Origin of the sequence: Pseudomonas sp. A014 (assembly GCF_052378495.1) — a bacterium.
GTDB classification, from domain to species: Bacteria; Pseudomonadota; Gammaproteobacteria; order Pseudomonadales; family Pseudomonadaceae; genus Aquipseudomonas; species Aquipseudomonas machongensis.
On sequence record NZ_CP199001.1, the window covers coordinates 2,927,305 to 2,944,774 of the forward strand.

General features: G+C 64.9%; 15 protein-coding genes, 1 pseudogene and 1 riboswitch. Of the genes and pseudogenes, 14 read left to right on the top strand and 2 right to left on the bottom strand.

Annotated features, from left to right (window positions below; all coding sequences use genetic code 11):
* Positions 1 to 93: 93 nt before the first annotated feature.
* The 13 genes and pseudogenes from paaK (at position 94) to ACTYOL_RS13445 (ending at position 14,020) form a co-directional block, all read left to right on the top strand.
* The gene (gene paaK, locus ACTYOL_RS13385) at positions 94 to 1,413 is read left to right on the top strand and encodes a phenylacetate--CoA ligase PaaK (RefSeq protein ID WP_112898306.1); all 1,320 of its coding nucleotides are present in this window, start codon (positions 94 to 96) and stop codon (positions 1,411 to 1,413) included.
* Between the two features lie 224 nt (positions 1,414 to 1,637).
* A complete protein-coding gene (gene paaA / locus ACTYOL_RS13390) occupies positions 1,638 to 2,627 on the top strand; it encodes a 1,2-phenylacetyl-CoA epoxidase subunit PaaA (RefSeq protein WP_065863738.1) in 990 nt (329 codons plus the stop codon).
* Positions 2,628 to 2,653: 26 nt separating this feature from the next.
* Positions 2,654 to 2,935, top strand: a complete 282-nt coding sequence (gene paaB, locus ACTYOL_RS13395) for a 1,2-phenylacetyl-CoA epoxidase subunit PaaB (RefSeq protein WP_004374528.1) — start codon at positions 2,654 to 2,656, stop codon at positions 2,933 to 2,935.
* Between the two features lie 8 nt (positions 2,936 to 2,943).
* The gene (gene paaC / locus ACTYOL_RS13400; RefSeq protein WP_444758104.1) at positions 2,944 to 3,702 is read left to right on the top strand and encodes a 1,2-phenylacetyl-CoA epoxidase subunit PaaC; all 759 of its coding nucleotides are present in this window, start codon (positions 2,944 to 2,946) and stop codon (positions 3,700 to 3,702) included.
* Positions 3,689 to 4,222, top strand: a complete 534-nt coding sequence (paaD, locus tag ACTYOL_RS13405; RefSeq protein WP_444758105.1) for a 1,2-phenylacetyl-CoA epoxidase subunit PaaD — start codon at positions 3,689 to 3,691, stop codon at positions 4,220 to 4,222. Before paaC ends, paaD begins: the two co-directional genes overlap by 14 nt.
* Before the next feature lie 15 nt (positions 4,223 to 4,237).
* Entirely contained in the window at positions 4,238 to 5,314 is a 1,077-nt protein-coding gene (gene paaE, locus ACTYOL_RS13410; protein ID WP_153773670.1) for a 1,2-phenylacetyl-CoA epoxidase subunit PaaE, read from the top strand.
* 331 nt (positions 5,315 to 5,645) lie between these two features.
* A complete protein-coding gene (locus tag ACTYOL_RS13415; RefSeq protein ID WP_200602409.1) occupies positions 5,646 to 5,954 on the top strand; it encodes a DUF485 domain-containing protein in 309 nt (102 codons plus the stop codon).
* Positions 5,945 to 7,513, top strand: a pseudogene (locus ACTYOL_RS13420) (cation acetate symporter); the annotation flags it as partial. The gene ACTYOL_RS13415 and the pseudogene ACTYOL_RS13420, both read left to right, overlap by 10 nt.
* A 33-nt stretch (positions 7,514 to 7,546) precedes the next feature.
* Complete coding sequence (locus tag ACTYOL_RS13425; protein WP_444758106.1) at positions 7,547 to 8,779, top strand: OprD family porin; 1,233 nt, start codon at positions 7,547 to 7,549, stop codon at positions 8,777 to 8,779.
* A 24-nt stretch (positions 8,780 to 8,803) separates the two neighbouring features.
* On the top strand, positions 8,804 to 10,855 hold the full coding sequence (gene paaZ / locus ACTYOL_RS13430) for a phenylacetic acid degradation bifunctional protein PaaZ (protein WP_444758107.1): 2,052 nt from the start codon (positions 8,804 to 8,806) through the stop codon (positions 10,853 to 10,855).
* Positions 10,856 to 10,938: 83 nt separating this feature from the next.
* Positions 10,939 to 11,144: riboswitch (cobalamin riboswitch) on the top strand.
* 112 nt (positions 11,145 to 11,256) lie between these two features.
* Positions 11,257 to 12,033, top strand: a complete 777-nt coding sequence (locus ACTYOL_RS13435; RefSeq protein ID WP_444758108.1) for an ABC transporter ATP-binding protein — start codon at positions 11,257 to 11,259, stop codon at positions 12,031 to 12,033.
* Positions 12,030 to 12,998 carry an ABC transporter substrate-binding protein gene (locus ACTYOL_RS13440; protein ID WP_444758109.1) on the top strand — a complete coding sequence of 323 codons (969 nt, stop codon included), beginning with the start codon at positions 12,030 to 12,032 and terminating at the stop codon, positions 12,996 to 12,998. The genes ACTYOL_RS13435 and ACTYOL_RS13440 overlap by 4 nt, the downstream gene beginning before the upstream one ends.
* The gene (locus ACTYOL_RS13445; RefSeq protein ID WP_197890865.1) at positions 12,998 to 14,020 is read left to right on the top strand and encodes a FecCD family ABC transporter permease; all 1,023 of its coding nucleotides are present in this window, start codon (positions 12,998 to 13,000) and stop codon (positions 14,018 to 14,020) included. Before ACTYOL_RS13440 ends, ACTYOL_RS13445 begins: the two co-directional genes overlap by 1 nt.
* Before the next feature lie 108 nt (positions 14,021 to 14,128).
* On the opposite strand, the gene ACTYOL_RS13450 is transcribed toward ACTYOL_RS13445, so the two are convergent.
* Both ACTYOL_RS13450 and ptrR read right to left on the bottom strand, forming a co-directional pair.
* Positions 14,129 to 14,650 carry an acyloxyacyl hydrolase gene (locus tag ACTYOL_RS13450; protein ID WP_054890639.1) on the bottom strand — a complete coding sequence of 174 codons (522 nt, stop codon included), beginning with the start codon at positions 14,648 to 14,650 and terminating at the stop codon, positions 14,129 to 14,131.
* Between the two features lie 230 nt (positions 14,651 to 14,880).
* Positions 14,881 to 15,744, bottom strand: a complete 864-nt coding sequence (gene ptrR, locus ACTYOL_RS13455) for a putrescine utilization regulator PtrR (protein WP_197890863.1) — start codon at positions 15,742 to 15,744, stop codon at positions 14,881 to 14,883.
* Between the two features lie 118 nt (positions 15,745 to 15,862).
* Between ptrR and ACTYOL_RS13460 the strand changes: the two genes are divergently transcribed.
* Entirely contained in the window at positions 15,863 to 17,248 is a 1,386-nt protein-coding gene (locus ACTYOL_RS13460) for an aldehyde dehydrogenase family protein (RefSeq protein ID WP_153773678.1), read from the top strand.
* Positions 17,249 to 17,470 lie beyond the last annotated feature (222 nt).

Sequence of the window (17,470 nt, forward strand, 5' to 3'; positions counted from 1 at the left end):
CCGCGACCCACGCTGCAACGGGCAGTATGCTGCCCACCATGACACTCACGGCCCCTCGACGGGCCGGCGTACAAGAACAACTCGAGTGAAGCCATGAACATGTACCACGATGCCGAACGCGCCCTGCTTGACCCCATGGAAACTGCCAGTGTCGATGCGCTGCGCCAGCACCAGCTCGAACGTCTGCGCTGGAGCCTGCGCCACGCCTACGACAAGGTGGCACTGTACCGTCAGCGCTTCGACGCCTGCGGCGCCCACCCGGACGACCTGAAGTCGCTCGAGGACCTGTCGCGCTTCCCCTTCACCGGCAAGAGCGACCTGCGCGACAACTACCCCTACGGCATGTTTGCCGTCCCCCAGGAAGAAGTGGTACGCCTGCACGCCTCCAGCGGCACCACGGGCAAGCCAACGGTGGTCGGGTATACCCAGAACGACATCGACACCTGGGCCAACGTGGTCGCCCGCTCGATCCGCGCCGCAGGCGGACGCAAGGGCGACAAGGTGCATGTTTCCTATGGCTACGGCCTGTTCACCGGTGGCCTGGGCGCTCACTATGGCGCCGAGCGCCTGGGCTGCACGGTGATCCCCATGTCAGGCGGTCAGACCGAGAAGCAGGTGCAACTGATCCGCGACTTCCAGCCCGACATCATCATGGTCACGCCCTCGTACATGCTCAACCTGGCCGATGAGATCGAGCGCCAGGGCATCGACCCCAACGACCTCAAGCTGCGCCTGGGCATCTTCGGTGCCGAGCCCTGGACCGACGAGCTGCGCCGCTCCATCGAGCAACGCCTGGGCATCAACGCCCTGGACATCTATGGCCTGTCGGAAATCATGGGGCCAGGCGTGGCCATGGAGTGCATCGAGACCAAGGACGGCCCGACCATCTGGGAAGACCATTTCTACCCCGAGATCATCGACCCGGTGTCCGGCGAGGTCCTGCCGGACGGGCAACTGGGCGAGCTGGTGTTCACCTCGCTGAGCAAGGAGGCGCTGCCGATGGTGCGCTACCGCACCCGCGACCTGACCCGTCTGCTGCCCGGCACGGCACGGCCGATGCGGCGCATTGGCAAGATCACCGGCCGTAGCGACGACATGCTGATCATCCGCGGGGTCAACGTGTTCCCTACGCAGATCGAAGAGCAGGTACTGAAAATAAAACAGCTTTCCGAGCTTTACGAGATCCATCTGTATCGCAATGGCAATCTCGACAGCGTGGAAGTGCACGTGGAGTTGCGCGCCGACAGCCAGTACCTGGACGACGCTACGCGCAAGGCGCTTGTGGGTGAGCTGAGCAAGCAGATCAAGACCTACATCGGCATCAGCACGCAGATTCGCCTGCAGCCCTGCGGAACGCTGAAGCGCTCAGAGGGCAAGGCTTGCCACGTCTACGACAAACGGTTGGCCAGCTGACTTTCGATTCGGCTGCCTTTTTCGGCCCCGGCCTGGTCCGGGGCTTTTTTTTTGCGCCGGATTTGCCGGCCCTATCGCGGGACGAGCCCGCTCCCACAGCCCCACGATGAGGCGTAATGTGATACACAATTTTATCTGATACATGATTTTGTGTTTGATGTTGGATCACGTATCGCTTATAAAAGACTCCATGCCCCAACCACCCCTGAGGCGGGAGCCCGAACATGTACGCACAGCTAGTCGAAACCGGCGTCAAACGTGTCAAGTCACTGGAAGAGATGTCGCCCGAAGAGCGCCACTTCCAGGAGAAGATCGACGCCGAGATCAAGATCGAACCGAAAAACTGGATGCCCGAGGCCTACCGCCAAACCCTCATCCGCCAGATCTCCCAGCACGCCCATTCGGAAATCGTCGGCATGCTTCCCGAGGGCAACTGGGTCACCCGCGCGCCGAGCCTCAAGCGCAAGCTGCAGTTGATGGCCAAGATCCAGGACGAAGCCGGCCATGGCCTGTACCTGTACAGCGCCATGGAAACCCTCGGCGCCGACCGCGACGAAGAGATCGCCAAGCTGCACAGCGGCAAGGCCAAGTACTCAAGCATCTTCAACTACCCGACCCTGAGCTGGGCCGACATGGGCGCGGTGGGCTGGCTGGTCGACGGCGCGGCGATCGTCAACCAGGTGGTACTGCAACGCACCTCCTACGGCCCCTATTCGCGCGCGATGATCCGTATCTGCAAGGAAGAGAGTTTTCATCAGCGCCAGGGCTACGAGCTGCTGCTGACCATGATGCGCCACGGCACCCAGGCGCAGAAGGACATGGTCCAGGACGCAATCAATCGCCTGTGGTGGCCCTCGCTGATGATGTTCGGCCCCAGTGACGAACACTCCCCCAACAGCGCCCAGTCGATGGCCTGGAAGATCAAGCGCCAGACCAACGACGAACTGCGCCAGCGCTTCATCGACCAGACCGTGCCGCAGCTCGAGCTGCTCGGTTGCACCGCCCCGGACCCGGAACTGAAGTGGAACGCCGAGCGCGGTCACTACGACTTCGGTGAAATCCAGTGGGACGAATTCTACGAAGTGATCAAGGGCAACGGCCCCTGCAACCAGGAGCGGGTCGCCACCCGTCGCCAGGCCATCGAAGACGGGGCCTGGGTACGCGAGGCCGCCGTGGCCTATGCGCGCAAGCAACAGAACAAGAACGCCGCCTGAAGCGGCGACCGATGCGGAGATCGAACATGTCTGTCTGGACCCTCTACGAAGTATTCGTGCGCAGCAAGCACGGCCTGAACCACAAGCACGTGGGCAGCGTGCATGCCGCCGACGCGGCCATGGCCATCGAGAACGCCCGTGAGCTGTACACCCGGCGCAGCGAAGGCGTGAGCCTGTGGGTGGTGCCTTCGGCGCTGATCACCGCCTCCTCGCCTGATGAAAAAGACCCGCTGTTCGCCCCTTCGGACGACAAGGTCTACCGCCATGCCAGCTTCTATGAGCTGCCTGACGAAGTCGGACACATGTGAGGCCCGCCATGCACAACGACGATCTGATCCCCTACCTCTTGCTGCTCGGCGACAGCGCCCTGATCCAGGGCCAGCGCCTGTGCCAATGGTGTGGCCACGCCCCGGCACTGGAAGAAGAGCTGGCCCTGATGAATGTCGGCCTCGACCTGATCGGCCAGGCGCGCAACTGGCTGGAGTACGCCGCCGAACTGCTCGACGACGGTCGCGATGCCGACGCCCTGGCGTTTCGCCGCGACGAACGCGCCTTCCACAACCTGCTGTTGGTCGAGCAACCCAACGGCGACTTTGCCGTGACCATGGCCAAGCAATTCCTCTACGACGCCTGGCACCTGGCGATGCTCGAAGGCCTGTGCGCCTCCAGCGATCCGCGCATTGCCGGCATCGCGGCCAAAGCGCTCAAGGAGGTCACCTACCACCTGCGCCGCTCCGGTGAGTGGGTGCAGCGTCTGGGCGGCGGCACCGACGAAAGCCGTCGCCGCATGCTCGCGGCAATCCCGGCACTGTGGCGCTTCACCGTGGAGCTGAGCCAGGGCAATGAAAGCGAGACGCGCCTGGCCGCCGCGGGTATTGCCGCCGACCCGGGGCAAGTTGGGCAAGCCTGGCTCGCCCAGGTCAGCGCCATCTTCGCCTCGGTCGAGCTCCCGCAACCCACGCCCGCCAGTCACTTCTACCTGAGCGGTCGCAAGGGCTTGCACACCGAACACCTGGGCCTGCTGCTGGCCGAGATGCAGTTCCTGCCACGGGCCTACCCCGATGCGATCTGGTGAGCTGATCGCTGGCGACCGGGGCGCCCGCAGCCTGCGCGAGGGCGACCTGGCGCGGGCCTGGGCGGTGCTGGAGCAGGTCATGGACCCGGAAGTGCCGGTGGTCAGCGTGGTCGACCTGGGAATCGTGCGCGACCTGGACTGGCGCGCCGGCCATCTGCACCTGGTGGTGACCCCTACCTACTCCGGCTGCCCGGCCACCGAGGTGATCGAGGGCGATATCCGCCAGGCCCTGGAACAGGCCGGTTTTGCCCAGCCAGCGCTGGAACGCCGCCTGACCCCGGCCTGGAGCACCGACTGGATCAGCGATCAGGGCCGCGAACGCTTGCGTGTCTATGGCATCGCCCCGCCACAGGGCAGTGCCAGCAAGCGCAGCCTGCTCGGCGAAGCCCCCCAGGTGTGCTGTCCGCAATGCGGCAGCGCCCACACCGAACTGCTCAGCCAGTTCGGTTCCACGGCCTGCAAGGCGCTTTATCGCTGCCGCAAGTGCCTGGAGCCGTTCGACTATTTCAAATGCATTTGAGCCGTGGAGACGACCATGAGCCAGTTTCACAGCCTGACCATCAAGCAAGTGCGTCACGAGACACGCGACGCCGTGTCGATCGCCTTCGACGTGCCAGCCCATCTGCAGGACGCGTTCCGCTTCACCCAGGGCCAGTACCTGGTGATGCGCACCTTTCTCGACGATGAGGAAGTGCGCCGCTCCTACTCGATTTGCAGTGCCGTGCAGGACGGCGAGCTGCGCGTAGCGGTCAAGCGCGTGCCGGGCGGGCGTTTCTCGGCATTCGCCAACGATGTGCTCGCGGTCGGCCAGCAACTGGACGTGATGCCGCCCAGCGGCAGCTTCTTCGTTCCACTGCAGGCCGAACGCCATGGCCATTACCTGGGGGTCGCCGCCGGCAGCGGTATCACCCCGATCCTGTCGATCATCGCCACCACCCTGGCCTGCGAGCCCAACAGCCGCTTCACCCTGTTGTACGGCAACCGCGCCAGCAACAGCGCACTGTTTCGCGATCGCCTGGAAGACCTGAAGAACCGTTACCTGGACCGCCTGAACCTGATTTTCGTGTTCAGCCGCGAACAGCAGGATGTCGACCTGTACAACGGCCGAATCGATGCTGACAAGTGCGGCCAGTTGTTCTCTCGCTGGCTCGACGTGCAAGCCCTCGATGCCGCCTTTATCTGCGGGCCGCAGGCGATGACCGAAACCGTGCGGGCCAGCCTCGAAGACAACGGCGTGCCGCGCGAACGCATCCATTTCGAACTGTTTGCCGCCGCTGGCAACGAGGCTAGGCGCGAAGCCCGCGAGGCGGCGCACCAACTGGACTCGGCGCTGAGCCATATCACCGTGATCAGCGATGGCCGTGCCCTGGCCTTCGACCTGCCGCGCAACAGTCAGAACATTCTCGATGCCGGCAACGCCATTGGCGCCGAGCTGCCCTATTCGTGCAAGGCCGGCGTGTGCTCGACCTGCAAGTGCCGGGTGATCGAGGGCGAGGTGGAAATGGACAGCAACCATGCGCTGGAGGATTACGAGGTGGCGGCGGGGTATGTGCTGTCGTGCCAGACGTATCCGCTGAGCGACCGCGTGGTGCTGGATTTCGATCAACTTTGAGACCGCGGCGCCCTCATCGCGGGACAAGCCCGCTCCCACAGGGATTGGGCTGGACTTTAAAGGGACAAGCCTGCCCCCAACAGGGACTGGGCTGGACTTTAAAGGGACAAGCCTGCCCCCAACAGGGACTGGGCTGGACTTTAAAGGGACAAGCCTGCTCCCGCAGGAACTGGGCTGGACTTCAAATTTTGAGCAAGACCGTTGCTCCCACAAGACCGATGGTCACCGCTGTACCTGTGGGAGCGGGCTCGTCCCGCGATGAGGCCGCCAGCAACCCTGCAACACCCTGCGTGACCTGAAAAAACAATTACAAGACAGAGGACCGCTTCCCATGACACCCGAGCACATCGACTCCATCAGCAAGCACCCCGACTTCCAGCAACTGATCCGCCGCAAGCGCCGTCTCAACGGCAGCCTCACCCTGACCATGCTTGCCGCCTACTACGGCTTCGTGCTGCTGGTGGCCTTCGCCCCCGGCCTGCTCGGCCAGTCGCTCAATGGCGGCGTCACCAGCGTCGGCATGCTGGTGGGTGTGCTGATGGTGCTGCTGTCGTTCGCCCTGACCGGCATCTACATGCACCGCGCCAACAGCGTCATCGATCCACTCAACGACAAGGTTCGCCAGGAGTGCGCGCAATGAACTGGACTGCCATCTCGATGTTCATGGTGTTCGTCTGCTTCACCCTGCTGGTGACCCGCTGGGCCGCGGCCCGCACCCGCTCGACCAGTGACTTCTACACCGCAGGCGGTGGCCTCACTGGGATGCAGAATGGCCTGGCGATCGCCGGGGACATGATCAGCGCCGCGTCCTTCCTCGGCATCTCGGCGATGATGTTCATGAACGGCTACGACGGCCTGCTCTATGCCCTGGGCGTACTCGCTGGCTGGCCGATCATCCTGTTCCTGATCGCCGAGCGCCTGCGCAACCTGGGCAAGTACACCTTCGCCGACGTGGTTTCCTACCGCCTGGCCCAGGCCCCGGTACGCCTGAGCGCCGCGTTCGGCACGCTGACCGTCGCGCTGTTGTACCTGGTGGCGCAGATGGTCGGCGCCGGCAAGCTGATCGAGTTGCTGTTCGGCATCAGCTACCTCTACGCCGTCACCCTGGTGGGCGTACTGATGGTGCTGTACGTGACCTTCGGCGGCATGCTCGCCACCACCTGGGTGCAGATCATCAAGGCGGTGATGCTGTTGTCGGGCACCACCTTCATGGCGTTCATGGTGCTCAAGCATTTCGGCTTCAGCACCGAGGCGATGTTCGCCAGCGCCGTGGCAGTGCATGCCAAGGGCCAGGCGATCATGGCCCCCGGCGCACTGCTGTCCAATCCCATCGACGCCATTTCGCTGGGGCTGGGCATGATGTTCGGCACCGCCGGGCTGCCGCACATTCTCATGCGGTTCTTCACCGTCAGTGACGCCAAGGAAGCCCGCAAGAGCGTGTTCTACGCCACGGGTTTTATCGGCTACTTCTACCTGCTGCTGATCGTCATCGGTTTCGGCGCCATCGTCATGGTGGGGACCGAGCCGGCCTACCGCGACGCCAGCGGCGCGATCATCGGCGGCGGCAACATGGTCGCCGTGCACCTGGCCCAGGCCGTGGGGGGCAACCTGTTCCTGGGCTTCATCTCGGCAGTGGCCTTCGCCACGATTCTTGCCGTGGTCGCAGGCCTGGCGCTGTCCGGTGCCTCGGCGATCTCCCACGACCTCTATGCCTGCGTCGTGCGCAAGGGCCAGGCCAGCGAGCAGGAAGAAATGCGCATGTCGCGCATCGCCACCCTGCTGATCGGCCTGCTCGCGGTGCTGTTGGGGTTGCTGTTCGAATCGCAGAACATCGCCTTCCTCTCGGGTCTGGTGCTGGCGATTGCCGCCTCGGTCAACTTCCCGGTGCTGCTGCTCTCGATGTTCTGGAAAGGCCTGACCACCCGCGGCGCGGTAGCCGGCAGCATGGCCGGGCTGGTCTCGGCCATCGTGCTGGTGGTGCTGGGCCCGGCGGTGTGGGTCAACGTGCTGCACAACGAGCGCGCGCTGTTCCCCTACAGCAACCCGGCACTCTTCTCCATGAGCCTGGCCTTTCTCGGTGCCTGGGCCTTCTCGGTCACCGACAGCTCGCAACGGGCCAGCGAAGAGCGTGGTCGCTACCTTGGCCAGTTCATTCGTTCCATGACTGGGATCGGCGCTGCCGGCGCCAGCAAGCACTGAACCCTTGAACCTCGAATGTCGGATATAACAACAATGAACCACACTCGTCTCAAGTCGGCCGCCTGGCTGGCCACCCTCGCCCTGCCCTTGCCGGCCATGGCGGATTTCATCGCTGACAGCCACGCCCGCGTCGAGCTGCGCAACCACTACCTCAATCGCGACTTCCGCCAGTCCAATGCGCCGCAATCCAAGGCCGAGGAATGGGCCCAGGGTTTCACCGCGCGCTTCGAATCGGGCTTCAGCGAAGGCCCCATAGGCCTGGGCGTGGACGCCATGGGGCAACTGGGGATCAAGCTCGACTCCAGCCGCGACCGGCGCAACACCGGCCTGCTGCCGTTCGGCCCGCACAGCCTGGAACCGGTGGACGACTACAGCGAGCTGGGGCTGACCGGCAAGCTGCGCGTATCGAAGAGCACCCTGCGCCTGGGCACCCTACAGCCGATTCTGCCCGTGGTGGTGTACAACGACACACGCCTGCTGTCATCGACCTTCCAGGGTGGCCTGCTGACCAGCCAGGAGCTCAAGGGCCTGACCGTCAACGCCGGACGTCTGACCAAGGCCAACCTGCGCGACTCATCCGGACGCGACGACATCGGCTACGGCGCGGCCAGCAGCGACCACTTCGACTTCGGCGGCGGCAGTTACGCGATCACCCCGCAGACCAGCGTCAGCTACTACTACGCCAAGCTCGACGAGATCTATCGCCAGCAATACCTGGGTCTGTTGCACACCCAGCCGCTGGGCGAAGGGATGAGCCTGCGCAGCGACTTGCGCTACTTCGACAGCCGCGGCGACGGCGCCGAACGCGCAGGCAGCATCGACAACCGCAACTTCAACGCCATGTTCACCCTGGGCGTGAAAGCCCACAAGTTCAGCGCCACCTGGCAGCAGATGTCCGGCGACAGCGCGTTTCCGTTTCTCAACGGTGGCGACCCCTACACCGTCAACCTGGTCACCTACAACACCTTCACCCGCGCAGGTCTCGACTCCTGGCAAGTGCGCTACGACTACGACTTCGTCGCGATGGGCATTCCGGGCCTGAGCTTCATGACCCGCTACACCGACGGTCGCCACGCCAAAACCGCGACCCTCAGCAATGGCCGCGAACGCGAGCGCGACACCGACATCACCTATGTCATCCAGAGCGGCCCGTTCAAGGACGTCAGCCTGCGCTGGCGCAACGTCACCTTCCGTTCCGGCAATGGCCTGACCAACGCCGTGGACGAGAACCGCCTGATCATCGGCTACACCCTGGCGCTGTGGTAACCGCGCCCCTCAAAGGAGAACAGCATGTCTGAAGCCCACACCCTGCAGAGCTTCATCGCCGGTCGCTGGATCGGCCAGCACGGCGCCCAGGCCCTGCGCAGCGCCCTCGATGGGCAGGTCCTCGCCTATAGCCATGAGGAACGCCCGGACTTCGCCGAAGCGCTGGATTTCGGCCGCCGCCAGGGCCTCGCCGGGCTCATGGCCCTGGACTTTCAACAGCGCGCCGCCCGCCTGAAGGCCCTGGCGCTGTACCTGGCCGAGCGCAAGGAGCAGCTCTACGCCCTCTCCCACCACAGCGGCGCGACCCGTGCCGACAGCTGGATCGACATCGAAGGCGGCAACGCCACGCTGTTTTCCTACTCCGGCATCGGCACCCGCGAGTTGCCCTCGGGCAACCTGCTGCACGAAGGCCCGGCCATCCCACTGGGCAAGCAAGGGCGCTTTGCCGGCAGCCATATCCTGGTGCCACGGGCAGGCGTGGCGGTGCACATCAACGCTTTCAACTTCCCGATCTGGGGCATGCTGGAGAAGTTCGCACCGACCTTCCTCGCCGGCATGCCGTGCATCGTCAAGCCCGCGACCTCTACCAGCTACCTGACCGAAGCGGTAGTGCGCCTGATCGACGAATCCGGCCTGCTGCCGCCCGGCAGCCTGCAACTGGTGATCGGCAGCACCGGCGATTTGCTCGAGCGCCTGCAAGGCCAGGACCTGGTGACCTTCACCGGCTCCGCCGACACCGCTGCCAAGCTGCGCATGACACCGAACCTGGTGCGCAACTCGGTGCCCTTCACCGCTGAGGCCGACTCGCTGAACTGCGCCATCCTCGGGCCGGATGTGACCCCCGACGACGAGGAGTTCGACCTGTACGTCAAGGAAGTGGTACGCGAGATGACCACCAAGGCGGGCCAGAAATGCACCGCCATTCGCCGCGCCATCGTGCCGGCCAGGCACCTGGATGCCGTCGCCAGCCGCCTGCGCGAGCGCCTGGCCAAGGTGGTGGTGGGCGATCCGTCGGTCGAAGGCGTGCGCATGGGCGCGCTGGCCTCCCATGACCAGCAGCGTGACGTCGGTGAGCGCGTGCGCAGCCTGCTGCAAAGCTGCGACCAGCTGTTCGGCGCCGACGACGGCTTCTCGCCGGTGGGCGAAGGTGTAACCGAAGGTGCGTTCTTTGCCCCGACCCTGCTGCACGCACGCGACCCACACGCCGAAGGCGGCGCACACGATATCGAGGCGTTCGGCCCGGTCAGCACTTTGATGGCCTACGAGGACCTGGACGAAGCCCTGGTCCTGGCCGCGCGTGGCAAGGGCAGCCTGGTGGCGACCCTGGTGACCCGCGACCGCGCCATCGCCGCCAAGGCCATTCCCGCGGCCGCCGCCTGGCACGGCCGCCTGCTGGTGCTCGATCGCGAAGCCGCGCCGGAGTCCACCGGGCACGGCTCGCCGCTGCCACAGCTCAAGCACGGCGGCCCCGGGCGTGCGGGGGGCGGCGAAGAGCTCGGCGGCCTGCGGGCGGTCAAGCACTACCTGCAGCGTGCCGCGATCCAGGGCTCGCCAAGCATGCTGGCGGCGGTGACCGGCGAGCACGTGCGCGGCGCCGAAGTGATCGAGACCGAGGTGCACCCGTTCCGTCGCTACTTCGATGAACTGCGCATCGGCGAATCGCTGCTGACTCACCGACGTACCGTCACCGAAGCGGACCTGGTGAACTTCGGCTGCCTGTCGGGCGACCACTTCTACATGCACTTCGACGAGATCGCCGCCAAGCAGTCGCAGTTCGGCAAGCGCATCGCCCATGGCTACTTCGTGCTGTCAGCGGCGGCCGGGCTGTTCGTATCGCCAGGCGAAGGGCCGGTACTGGCCAACTACGGGCTGGACACCCTGCGCTTCATCAACCCGGTGGGGATCGGTGACACGATCCAGGCGCGCCTGACCTGCAAGCGCAAGATCGACCAGGGCAAGACCAGCCCGTTGGGGCAGCCGCAAGGGGTGGTGGCCTGGGATGTGGAGGTGACCAACCAGCTCGGTGAACTGGTGGCCAGTTACGACATCCTGACGCTGGTGCTCAAGCGCAGCTGATCATTGCCGGCCTGAACGTGTCGGCCCTGGCGCGGGCGTGCCCCGCGACAGGGCCGGTTGACTCCCCACCCCATAAATGCTCAGATGCGCCCCTTGTTTCAGGTGTCCCCTGCCGCCGAGCCGGGGATTAAACGGGAAGCCGGTGCCTCGCCCCTGCGAGCAGTCCGGCGCTGCCCCCGCAACGGTAAGCGAGCGAAGCATTCGATACACCACTGTGCCAACGGCATGGGAAGGTGAATGCCTCATGCCCCTCGCAAGCCCGGAGACCGGCCTGTCACAGCAGTTGGCAACTCCCGCGGTGGGCGGGCGCAGGCCGGTTCTCGCGGCAGCCGCGCGCCCGCGACAGCTGCGCGCACCTCCACCGTTCGGGTATCACTCACCCTGCGACGGTTGGTTCATCCATGTCATGCCCTACCCTGCATATCCAAGGCCTGCACTGGTCACCGCACAGCGGTGGACAGCCGCTGCTGGAGGGCATCGACCTGCAGATCGGCGCCGGTGAATTCGTCGGCCTGATCGGCCCCAACGGCAGTGGCAAGACCAGCCTGCTGCGCTGCGCCTACCGTTTCAATCGCCCCATCGCCGGGCAGGTGCACCTCGATGGCGAGGATATCTGGCAGCGCAGCCCACGCTGGGTCGCCCAGCGCATCGCGGTGATGCTGCAGGAGTTCCCCGAAGACTTCGGCTTGAGTGTGCGTGACGTCGTTGCCATGGGCCGTACCCCGCACCTGGGCTGGTTCGACGGTGATGGCGACGCGAGTCTGATCGACGATACCCTGGCCAGGCTCGACCTGCTGCCGCGCGCCTTCGATGCCTTTACCTGCCTGTCGGGCGGTGAAAAACAGCGCGTGCTGCTGGCCCGGGCACTGGTCCAGCAACCTCGGCTGCTGATCCTCGACGAGCCGACCAATCACCTCGACCCACGCTTCCAGCTGGCGCTACTTCAGCAATTGCGCAACACCGGCCTGAGCCTGCTGGCCAGCTTTCACGATCTGAACCTGGCCGCCGCCTTCTGCGATCGGCTGTACGTGATCGATGCCGGGCGCATCGTCGCCCACGGCACGCCAGGGCAGGTGCTCACCGAGCAGTGCCTGGCGGAGGTGTTCGGCGTGCAGGCCCTGGTCGACCGTCACCCGCTGGCCTCCCATCCACGCATTACCTGGATCAGCCCCGCATGAAATCGCTGCTCACCAGCCTGGCCCTGCTGGCCGCCCTGCCGCTGGCCGCCGAGGCCGACAACTATCCACTGACCGTGCGCAGTTGCGAACGCGACGTCACCTTCACCCATGCGCCGCAGCATGCCGTCAGCCACGATATCAATCTCACCGGCATGCTCCTCGCGCTCGGCCTGCGCGACCACATGGCCGGCTACAGCGGTATCAGCGGCTGGAAAACCCTCGACCCAAGCCTGCGCGAAGCACTCGAAGGGCTGCCAGAGCTGGCGCCGCGCTACGTGTCGGTGGAAAACCTGCTCGATGCCAACGCCGACTTCTTCCTCGCCGGCTGGAGCTACGGCATGCGAATCGGCGGGCCGGTCACCCCACAGACCCTCGCGCCCTTCGATATCCCGGTCTACGAACTGAGCGAGTCGTGTTCCTGGATCATGCCGCAACGCCAGGCCAGCCTCGACGACCTCTACCGCGACCTGGACAACCTCGGCCGCATCTTCGATGTGCGCGAGCGCGCTACCGCGCTGGTCAACCAGTTGCGCCAACGCGTCGAGCGCGTCGCAGCGCAGATGGCCGAGGTCAAGCAACGGCCGCGCGTATTCCTCTACGACAGTGGCGAAGACCGCCCCACCACCTCCGGGCGCCTGGGGATGCCCCAGGCGCTGATCAGCGCTGCGGGGGGCGATAACGTCATGAGCGATGTCGCCGCCAGCTGGACCCAGGTGAACTGGGAAAGCGTGGTGGAACGCGATCCGCAGGTGATCGTCATCGTCGACTACGGGCCCACCAGCTGGCAGCAGAAACGCGACTTCCTTCTACAGCACCCGGCACTGGGCAGTGTCGAGGCGATCCGCAAGCAGCGTTTCGTGGTGCTGTCGTACCTGGAGGTGACACCGTCGGTGGAGAACGCCCAGGCCATCGAGACCCTGGCCACGGCCTTGCATCCGCAGCAGTTCGCCGAGGCCCGCCGCTGATGCCGATTCGCAGCCCTGCGGGCTATCGCCTGCTGATCGTTTCGCTGCTGCTGGCCTTGCTGCTGTCGTGCCTGGTGTCACTGGGGTTCGGTTCGGCACAGGTTGAACTGGGCAAAGTCGTCGGCATTGTTTTGCAGCAGGTGGGGCTGGGGCAAAGCGGCGACTGGAGCCGCGGCCACGCGCAGATCATCTGGCAGATCCGCGCGCCGCGCGTGCTGCTGGGGGCGCTGGTCGGTGCAGGGTTGGCACTGGTCGGCGGCGCTTTGCAGGCAGTGACCCGCAACCCCCTGGCTGATCCACACCTGCTGGGCGTCAGCTCCGGGGCGGTGTTCGGCGCAGTGCTGGTGGTGCTGTTTCTCGGCCCGTTCGCCGGGGCCTTCAGCCTGCCCCTGGCCGCGTTCATCGGCGCGTTGGGCAGCATGCTGCTGGTGCTCGGCGTGGCCAGTCGTGGTGGGCGCCTGGAAAGCGATCGCCTGCTGCTGGCCGGGGTGGCGGTGTCGTTCGTGGTGATGGCCGCCGCCAACCTCTTGCTCTACACCGGCGACCCGCATGCTGCCGCCTCGGTGATGTTCTGGATGCTTGGTGGCCTGGGCCTGGCACAGTGGTCGCTGTTGTGGCTGCCGACCGTTTGCGTGCTGGCGGGCTTCGTGCTGTTGATGAGCCTGGCGCGGGCGCTGAACGCGCTGATGAGTGGCGAGCAGACCGCGGTCAGCCTGGGCTTCGACACCCGGCGCGTGCGGGCCAAGGTGTTCGTCGGCACGGCGTTGCTGACCGGTGTGCTGGTGTCGCTGTCGGGCGCCATCGGTTTCGTCGGCCTGATGCTGCCCCACGTCGCTCGCCGCCTGGTGGGTGCCGAACATCGCCGGCTGCTGCCGGCCTGTGCCTTGCTCGGGGCGCTGTTCATGATCTGGGTCGATGTTGGCGCACGCACGCTGATCGCCCCGCAGGATCTGCCGATCGGCATCGCCACGGCAGCCATCGGCGGGCTGTTCTTCATCCTCTTGCTGCGACGCAAGGCCTGAGTTGAACGATAACTGCGTACTGCTCGCCGGCCCTGACCTGGTAGCCAGGGCTCGCATGGCGCGGCGTGATGCACCGTCGGACCGATACCGACGGTGCACAGGCAGCGCTTAGAAGCCGGCGCTGTAGAACAGCGCGTACGACTCGATGCCGTCGTTCGGCTGCTTGATGCCGGCGTTGGAGTAATGCGTGGCGCGAATACCGATCTTCTGCTGACCCGGCAGCTTCAGGCCGAAGCCGATGCGGTCTTCGAAGTTGACCGACGAGCCCAGCTTCTGATCACCGACGTCGGTCTTGGAGAAGGCGGCCAGGCCGATACCGGCCTCGATGAACGGGACATAGCCCGAATCGCCGAACTCATAGACGAATACCGGGCTGAACGACAGGGAGTGGGCGCCGCTGTAGTCGCCACCCTCCCAGTAGGTGTAGGCGCCATCCCAGTAACCGGTCAGGTGACCGGTGCTGCTCTGCAGCCACTTCTTGTCCCAGTCGAACGACAGGCCGATGCGATAGGTCATGTCGCCCTGGCTGGTGGCGCCCACGGCACCGGAGATTTGCGCGGCCTGGGCCAGGTTGGCACCGGCCAGAGCCAGTACTGCGGCGGCCAGCGAGGTGGCAAGACGGGTTTTCATCAATGACTACTCCAGAAGGTCTTCACGGGCAGGTGCCCTGGTGGGTCGTGCCTGCAGCAAGTGGAGGCTTGGCCTCTCGTTCTTCGCTTGCGCCCCAGGCCATCCCACCTGGGGTCACAAGTAGTAATACTTTTCTGATTATCGTCAGCCGCGATGAAAGATGAAAGTCATTTGCCACTATCGAATAGGAAAAAAGTTAGCAAGGTATCGGTTTTTTCGCCTTGACCCCCTCAGCCGGCCTGCTCCTCCAGCAGGCGGATGAACATGGTCAGGCTGCGTGACACCGTACCGCGACGCCACACCAGCCAGGTCTTGAGGTAACGAAAGTCCTCGGACAACGGCCAGGCGCTGACCGTACTGGCGCCGGGCATGCTGTCGAGCATGCTGCGGGGCATCAGTGCCAGGCCTGCACCAGCGCTGACACAGGCGAGCATGCCGTGGTACGACTCCATCTCGTGGATCTTGCCCGGGACGGCCTTGTCCTTGACGAACCAGCTCTCGAAATGATGCCGGTACGAGCAGTTGGCACGGAAGGCGTAGATGCTTTCGCCGTTGACATCCTGGGCGCGACTGACCGGGGCGTGGTTCAGGGGTGCGATGACCATCATCTCCTCCTCGAACACCGGCATGCCCTCAAGTGTCGGATGCAGCACCGGGCCATCGACGAAGGCTGCCACCAGCCGCCCGGACAGCACCCCTTCGAGCATGGTCCCCGACGGGCCAGTGGAGAGGTCCAGGTCGACCTTCGGATAACGCTGGTTATAGGCCGCCAGCACCGTAGGAATGCGCACCGCCGCGGTGCTCTCCAGCGAGCCGAGGGCAAAGGTGCCCTGCGGGTCTTCGCCGGCCACGGTCGAGCGCGCCTCCTGCACCAGCTCCAGGATGCGCCGGGTGTACTCCAGAAAGTTCCAGCCCGCCGGAGACAGGCGCAGGCGGCTCTTTTCGCGGATGAACAGCTCCACCCCCAGGTCTTCTTCGAGCTGCTTGATACGGGTGGTCAGGTTCGATGGCACCCGATGGATGTGTTGGGCGGCAGCGCTGATGCTGCCGTGTTCGGCCACGGCCTTGAACATCTCCAGTTGCACGAGGTCCACAGTCTTTCTCCATTCGTGAATGTTTCGCTCATTATTATTCAGTTTTCATTAAAGGCGCACGCCACTAGTCTGGCCTTCAGTCGAATACGACACCGCCAAGACAACAAGAGGACCCGCCATGAGCGAGATCAGCAGCCTGACCCATGCCATTTCCGTCGACCCGTACAGCGGCGAACAGATTGGCGCCTACCCCTACGACACCGATGCCGCACTGGACGCAGCCCTGCAACGCGCCAAGGCCGGCTACGCCCAGTGGCGCCAGGTGTCGCTGGGTCAGCGCAGCGAATACCTGATCGCTCTGGCCAACGCACTGCAGGCCAACCACGAGGCCTTCGCGGTGATGATCACCCGCGAAATCGGCAAGCCGATCGCCCAGGCCCGTGGCGAAGTGACCAAGTGCATCGGCCTGTGCCAGTGGTACGCCGAACACGGCCCGGCCATGCTCGCCCCCGAGGCCACCCAGATCGAAAAAGCACGTATCGAATACCGCCCGCTCGGCCCTATCCTCGCGGTGATGCCGTGGAACTTCCCGATCTGGCAAGTGCTGCGTGGCGCCGTCCCTGCCCTGCTGGCCGGCAACACCTATGTGCTCAAGCACGCGCCGAACGTGATGGGCAGCGCCTACCTGCTGGCCGAGCTGTTCAAGCAGGCTGGCCTGCCGCAAGGCGTGTTCGAGGTGGTCAACGTCACTCCGGATGGCGTCACCCGCGCGATCAATGACCCGCGCATCGCCGCCATTACCCTCACCGGCAGCGTGCGTGCCGGCATGGCCATCGGTGCCCAAGCGGGCGCGGCGCTGAAGAAGTGCGTGCTCGAACTGGGCGGTTCCGATCCGTTCATCGTGCTGGCCGATGCCGACCTCGATGCCGCCGTCAAGGCTGCAGTGATCGGCCGCTACCAGAACACCGGCCAGGTCTGCGCTGCGGCCAAACGCTTCATCGTGGAAGACAGCATCGTCGAGGCCTTCACGCAGAAGTTCGTGGAAGCGACCCGCGCCCTGAAAATCGGCAACCCACTGCAGGACGACACGTACATCGGCCCGATGGCCCGCTTCGACCTGCGCGACGAGCTCGATGGCCAGGTCCAGGCGACCCTCGCCGAAGGCGCCACGTTGCTGCTGGGCGGCAAGAAAGTCGAAGGCAGCGCCAACTTCTACGAGCCGACCGTGTTCGCCAACGTGACCCGCGACATGACTGCCTTCAAGCAGGAGCTGTTCGGCCCGGTGGCGGCGATCATCAGCGCCCGTGACGCCGAACACGCGGTCGAACTGGCCAACGACAGCGAGTTCGGCCTGGCGGCGACGATCTATACCGCCGACCTGGCAAAGGCAGAGCATATGACCTCGGCGCTGGACACCGGCGGTGTGTTCATCAACGGCTACTGCGCCTCCGACCCCCGCGTAGCGTTCGGCGGCGTCAAGAAGAGCGGTTTCGGGCGTGAGCTGTCGCACTTTGGGGTGCGCGAGTTCTGCAACGTGCAGACGGTGTGGCTGGATCGTAACTGAGGCGAGTGCGCGTCGCTCTTTTCGCGGGCAAGCCCGCTCCTTGTAGGAGCGGGCTTGCCCGCGAAAAGGGCAGCACCCACACAGCAGATGCCTGATCATCTGCCACAAAAATGCACCCCTCCCCTGCAGATTTACCAATTGTGTCAGGCAAATACGCATGGCAGGATCCGTTGATCCTCCAGCGTACTTCCAGACTTACCTTGGAAAATCAATAACAAAGCA

Bases quoted from the DNA above. Each gene is read 5' to 3' on its own strand.
- paaZ (WP_444758107.1), top strand. From the start codon at position 8,804: ATGTCTGAAGCCCACACCCTGCAGAGCTTCATCGCCGGTCGCTGGATC.
- paaA (WP_065863738.1), top strand. From the start codon at position 1,638: ATGTACGCACAGCTAGTCGAAACCGGCGTCAAACGTGTCAAGTCACTG.
- ACTYOL_RS13460 (WP_153773678.1), top strand. From the start codon at position 15,863: ATGAGCGAGATCAGCAGCCTGACCCATGCCATTTCCGTCGACCCGTAC.
- paaD (WP_444758105.1), top strand. From the start codon at position 3,689: ATGCGATCTGGTGAGCTGATCGCTGGCGACCGGGGCGCCCGCAGCCTG.
- paaE (WP_153773670.1), top strand. From the start codon at position 4,238: ATGAGCCAGTTTCACAGCCTGACCATCAAGCAAGTGCGTCACGAGACA.
- paaK (WP_112898306.1), top strand. From the start codon at position 94: ATGAACATGTACCACGATGCCGAACGCGCCCTGCTTGACCCCATGGAA.
- ACTYOL_RS13425 (WP_444758106.1), top strand. From the start codon at position 7,547: ATGAACCACACTCGTCTCAAGTCGGCCGCCTGGCTGGCCACCCTCGCC.
- ACTYOL_RS13415 (WP_200602409.1), top strand. From the start codon at position 5,646: ATGACACCCGAGCACATCGACTCCATCAGCAAGCACCCCGACTTCCAG.
- ACTYOL_RS13450 (WP_054890639.1), bottom strand. From the start codon at position 14,650: ATGAAAACCCGTCTTGCCACCTCGCTGGCCGCCGCAGTACTGGCTCTG.
- ACTYOL_RS13435 (WP_444758108.1), top strand. From the start codon at position 11,257: ATGTCATGCCCTACCCTGCATATCCAAGGCCTGCACTGGTCACCGCAC.
- ACTYOL_RS13440 (WP_444758109.1), top strand. From the start codon at position 12,030: ATGAAATCGCTGCTCACCAGCCTGGCCCTGCTGGCCGCCCTGCCGCTG.
- paaB (WP_004374528.1), top strand. From the start codon at position 2,654: ATGTCTGTCTGGACCCTCTACGAAGTATTCGTGCGCAGCAAGCACGGC.
- ACTYOL_RS13445 (WP_197890865.1), top strand. From the start codon at position 12,998: ATGCCGATTCGCAGCCCTGCGGGCTATCGCCTGCTGATCGTTTCGCTG.
- paaC (WP_444758104.1), top strand. From the start codon at position 2,944: ATGCACAACGACGATCTGATCCCCTACCTCTTGCTGCTCGGCGACAGC.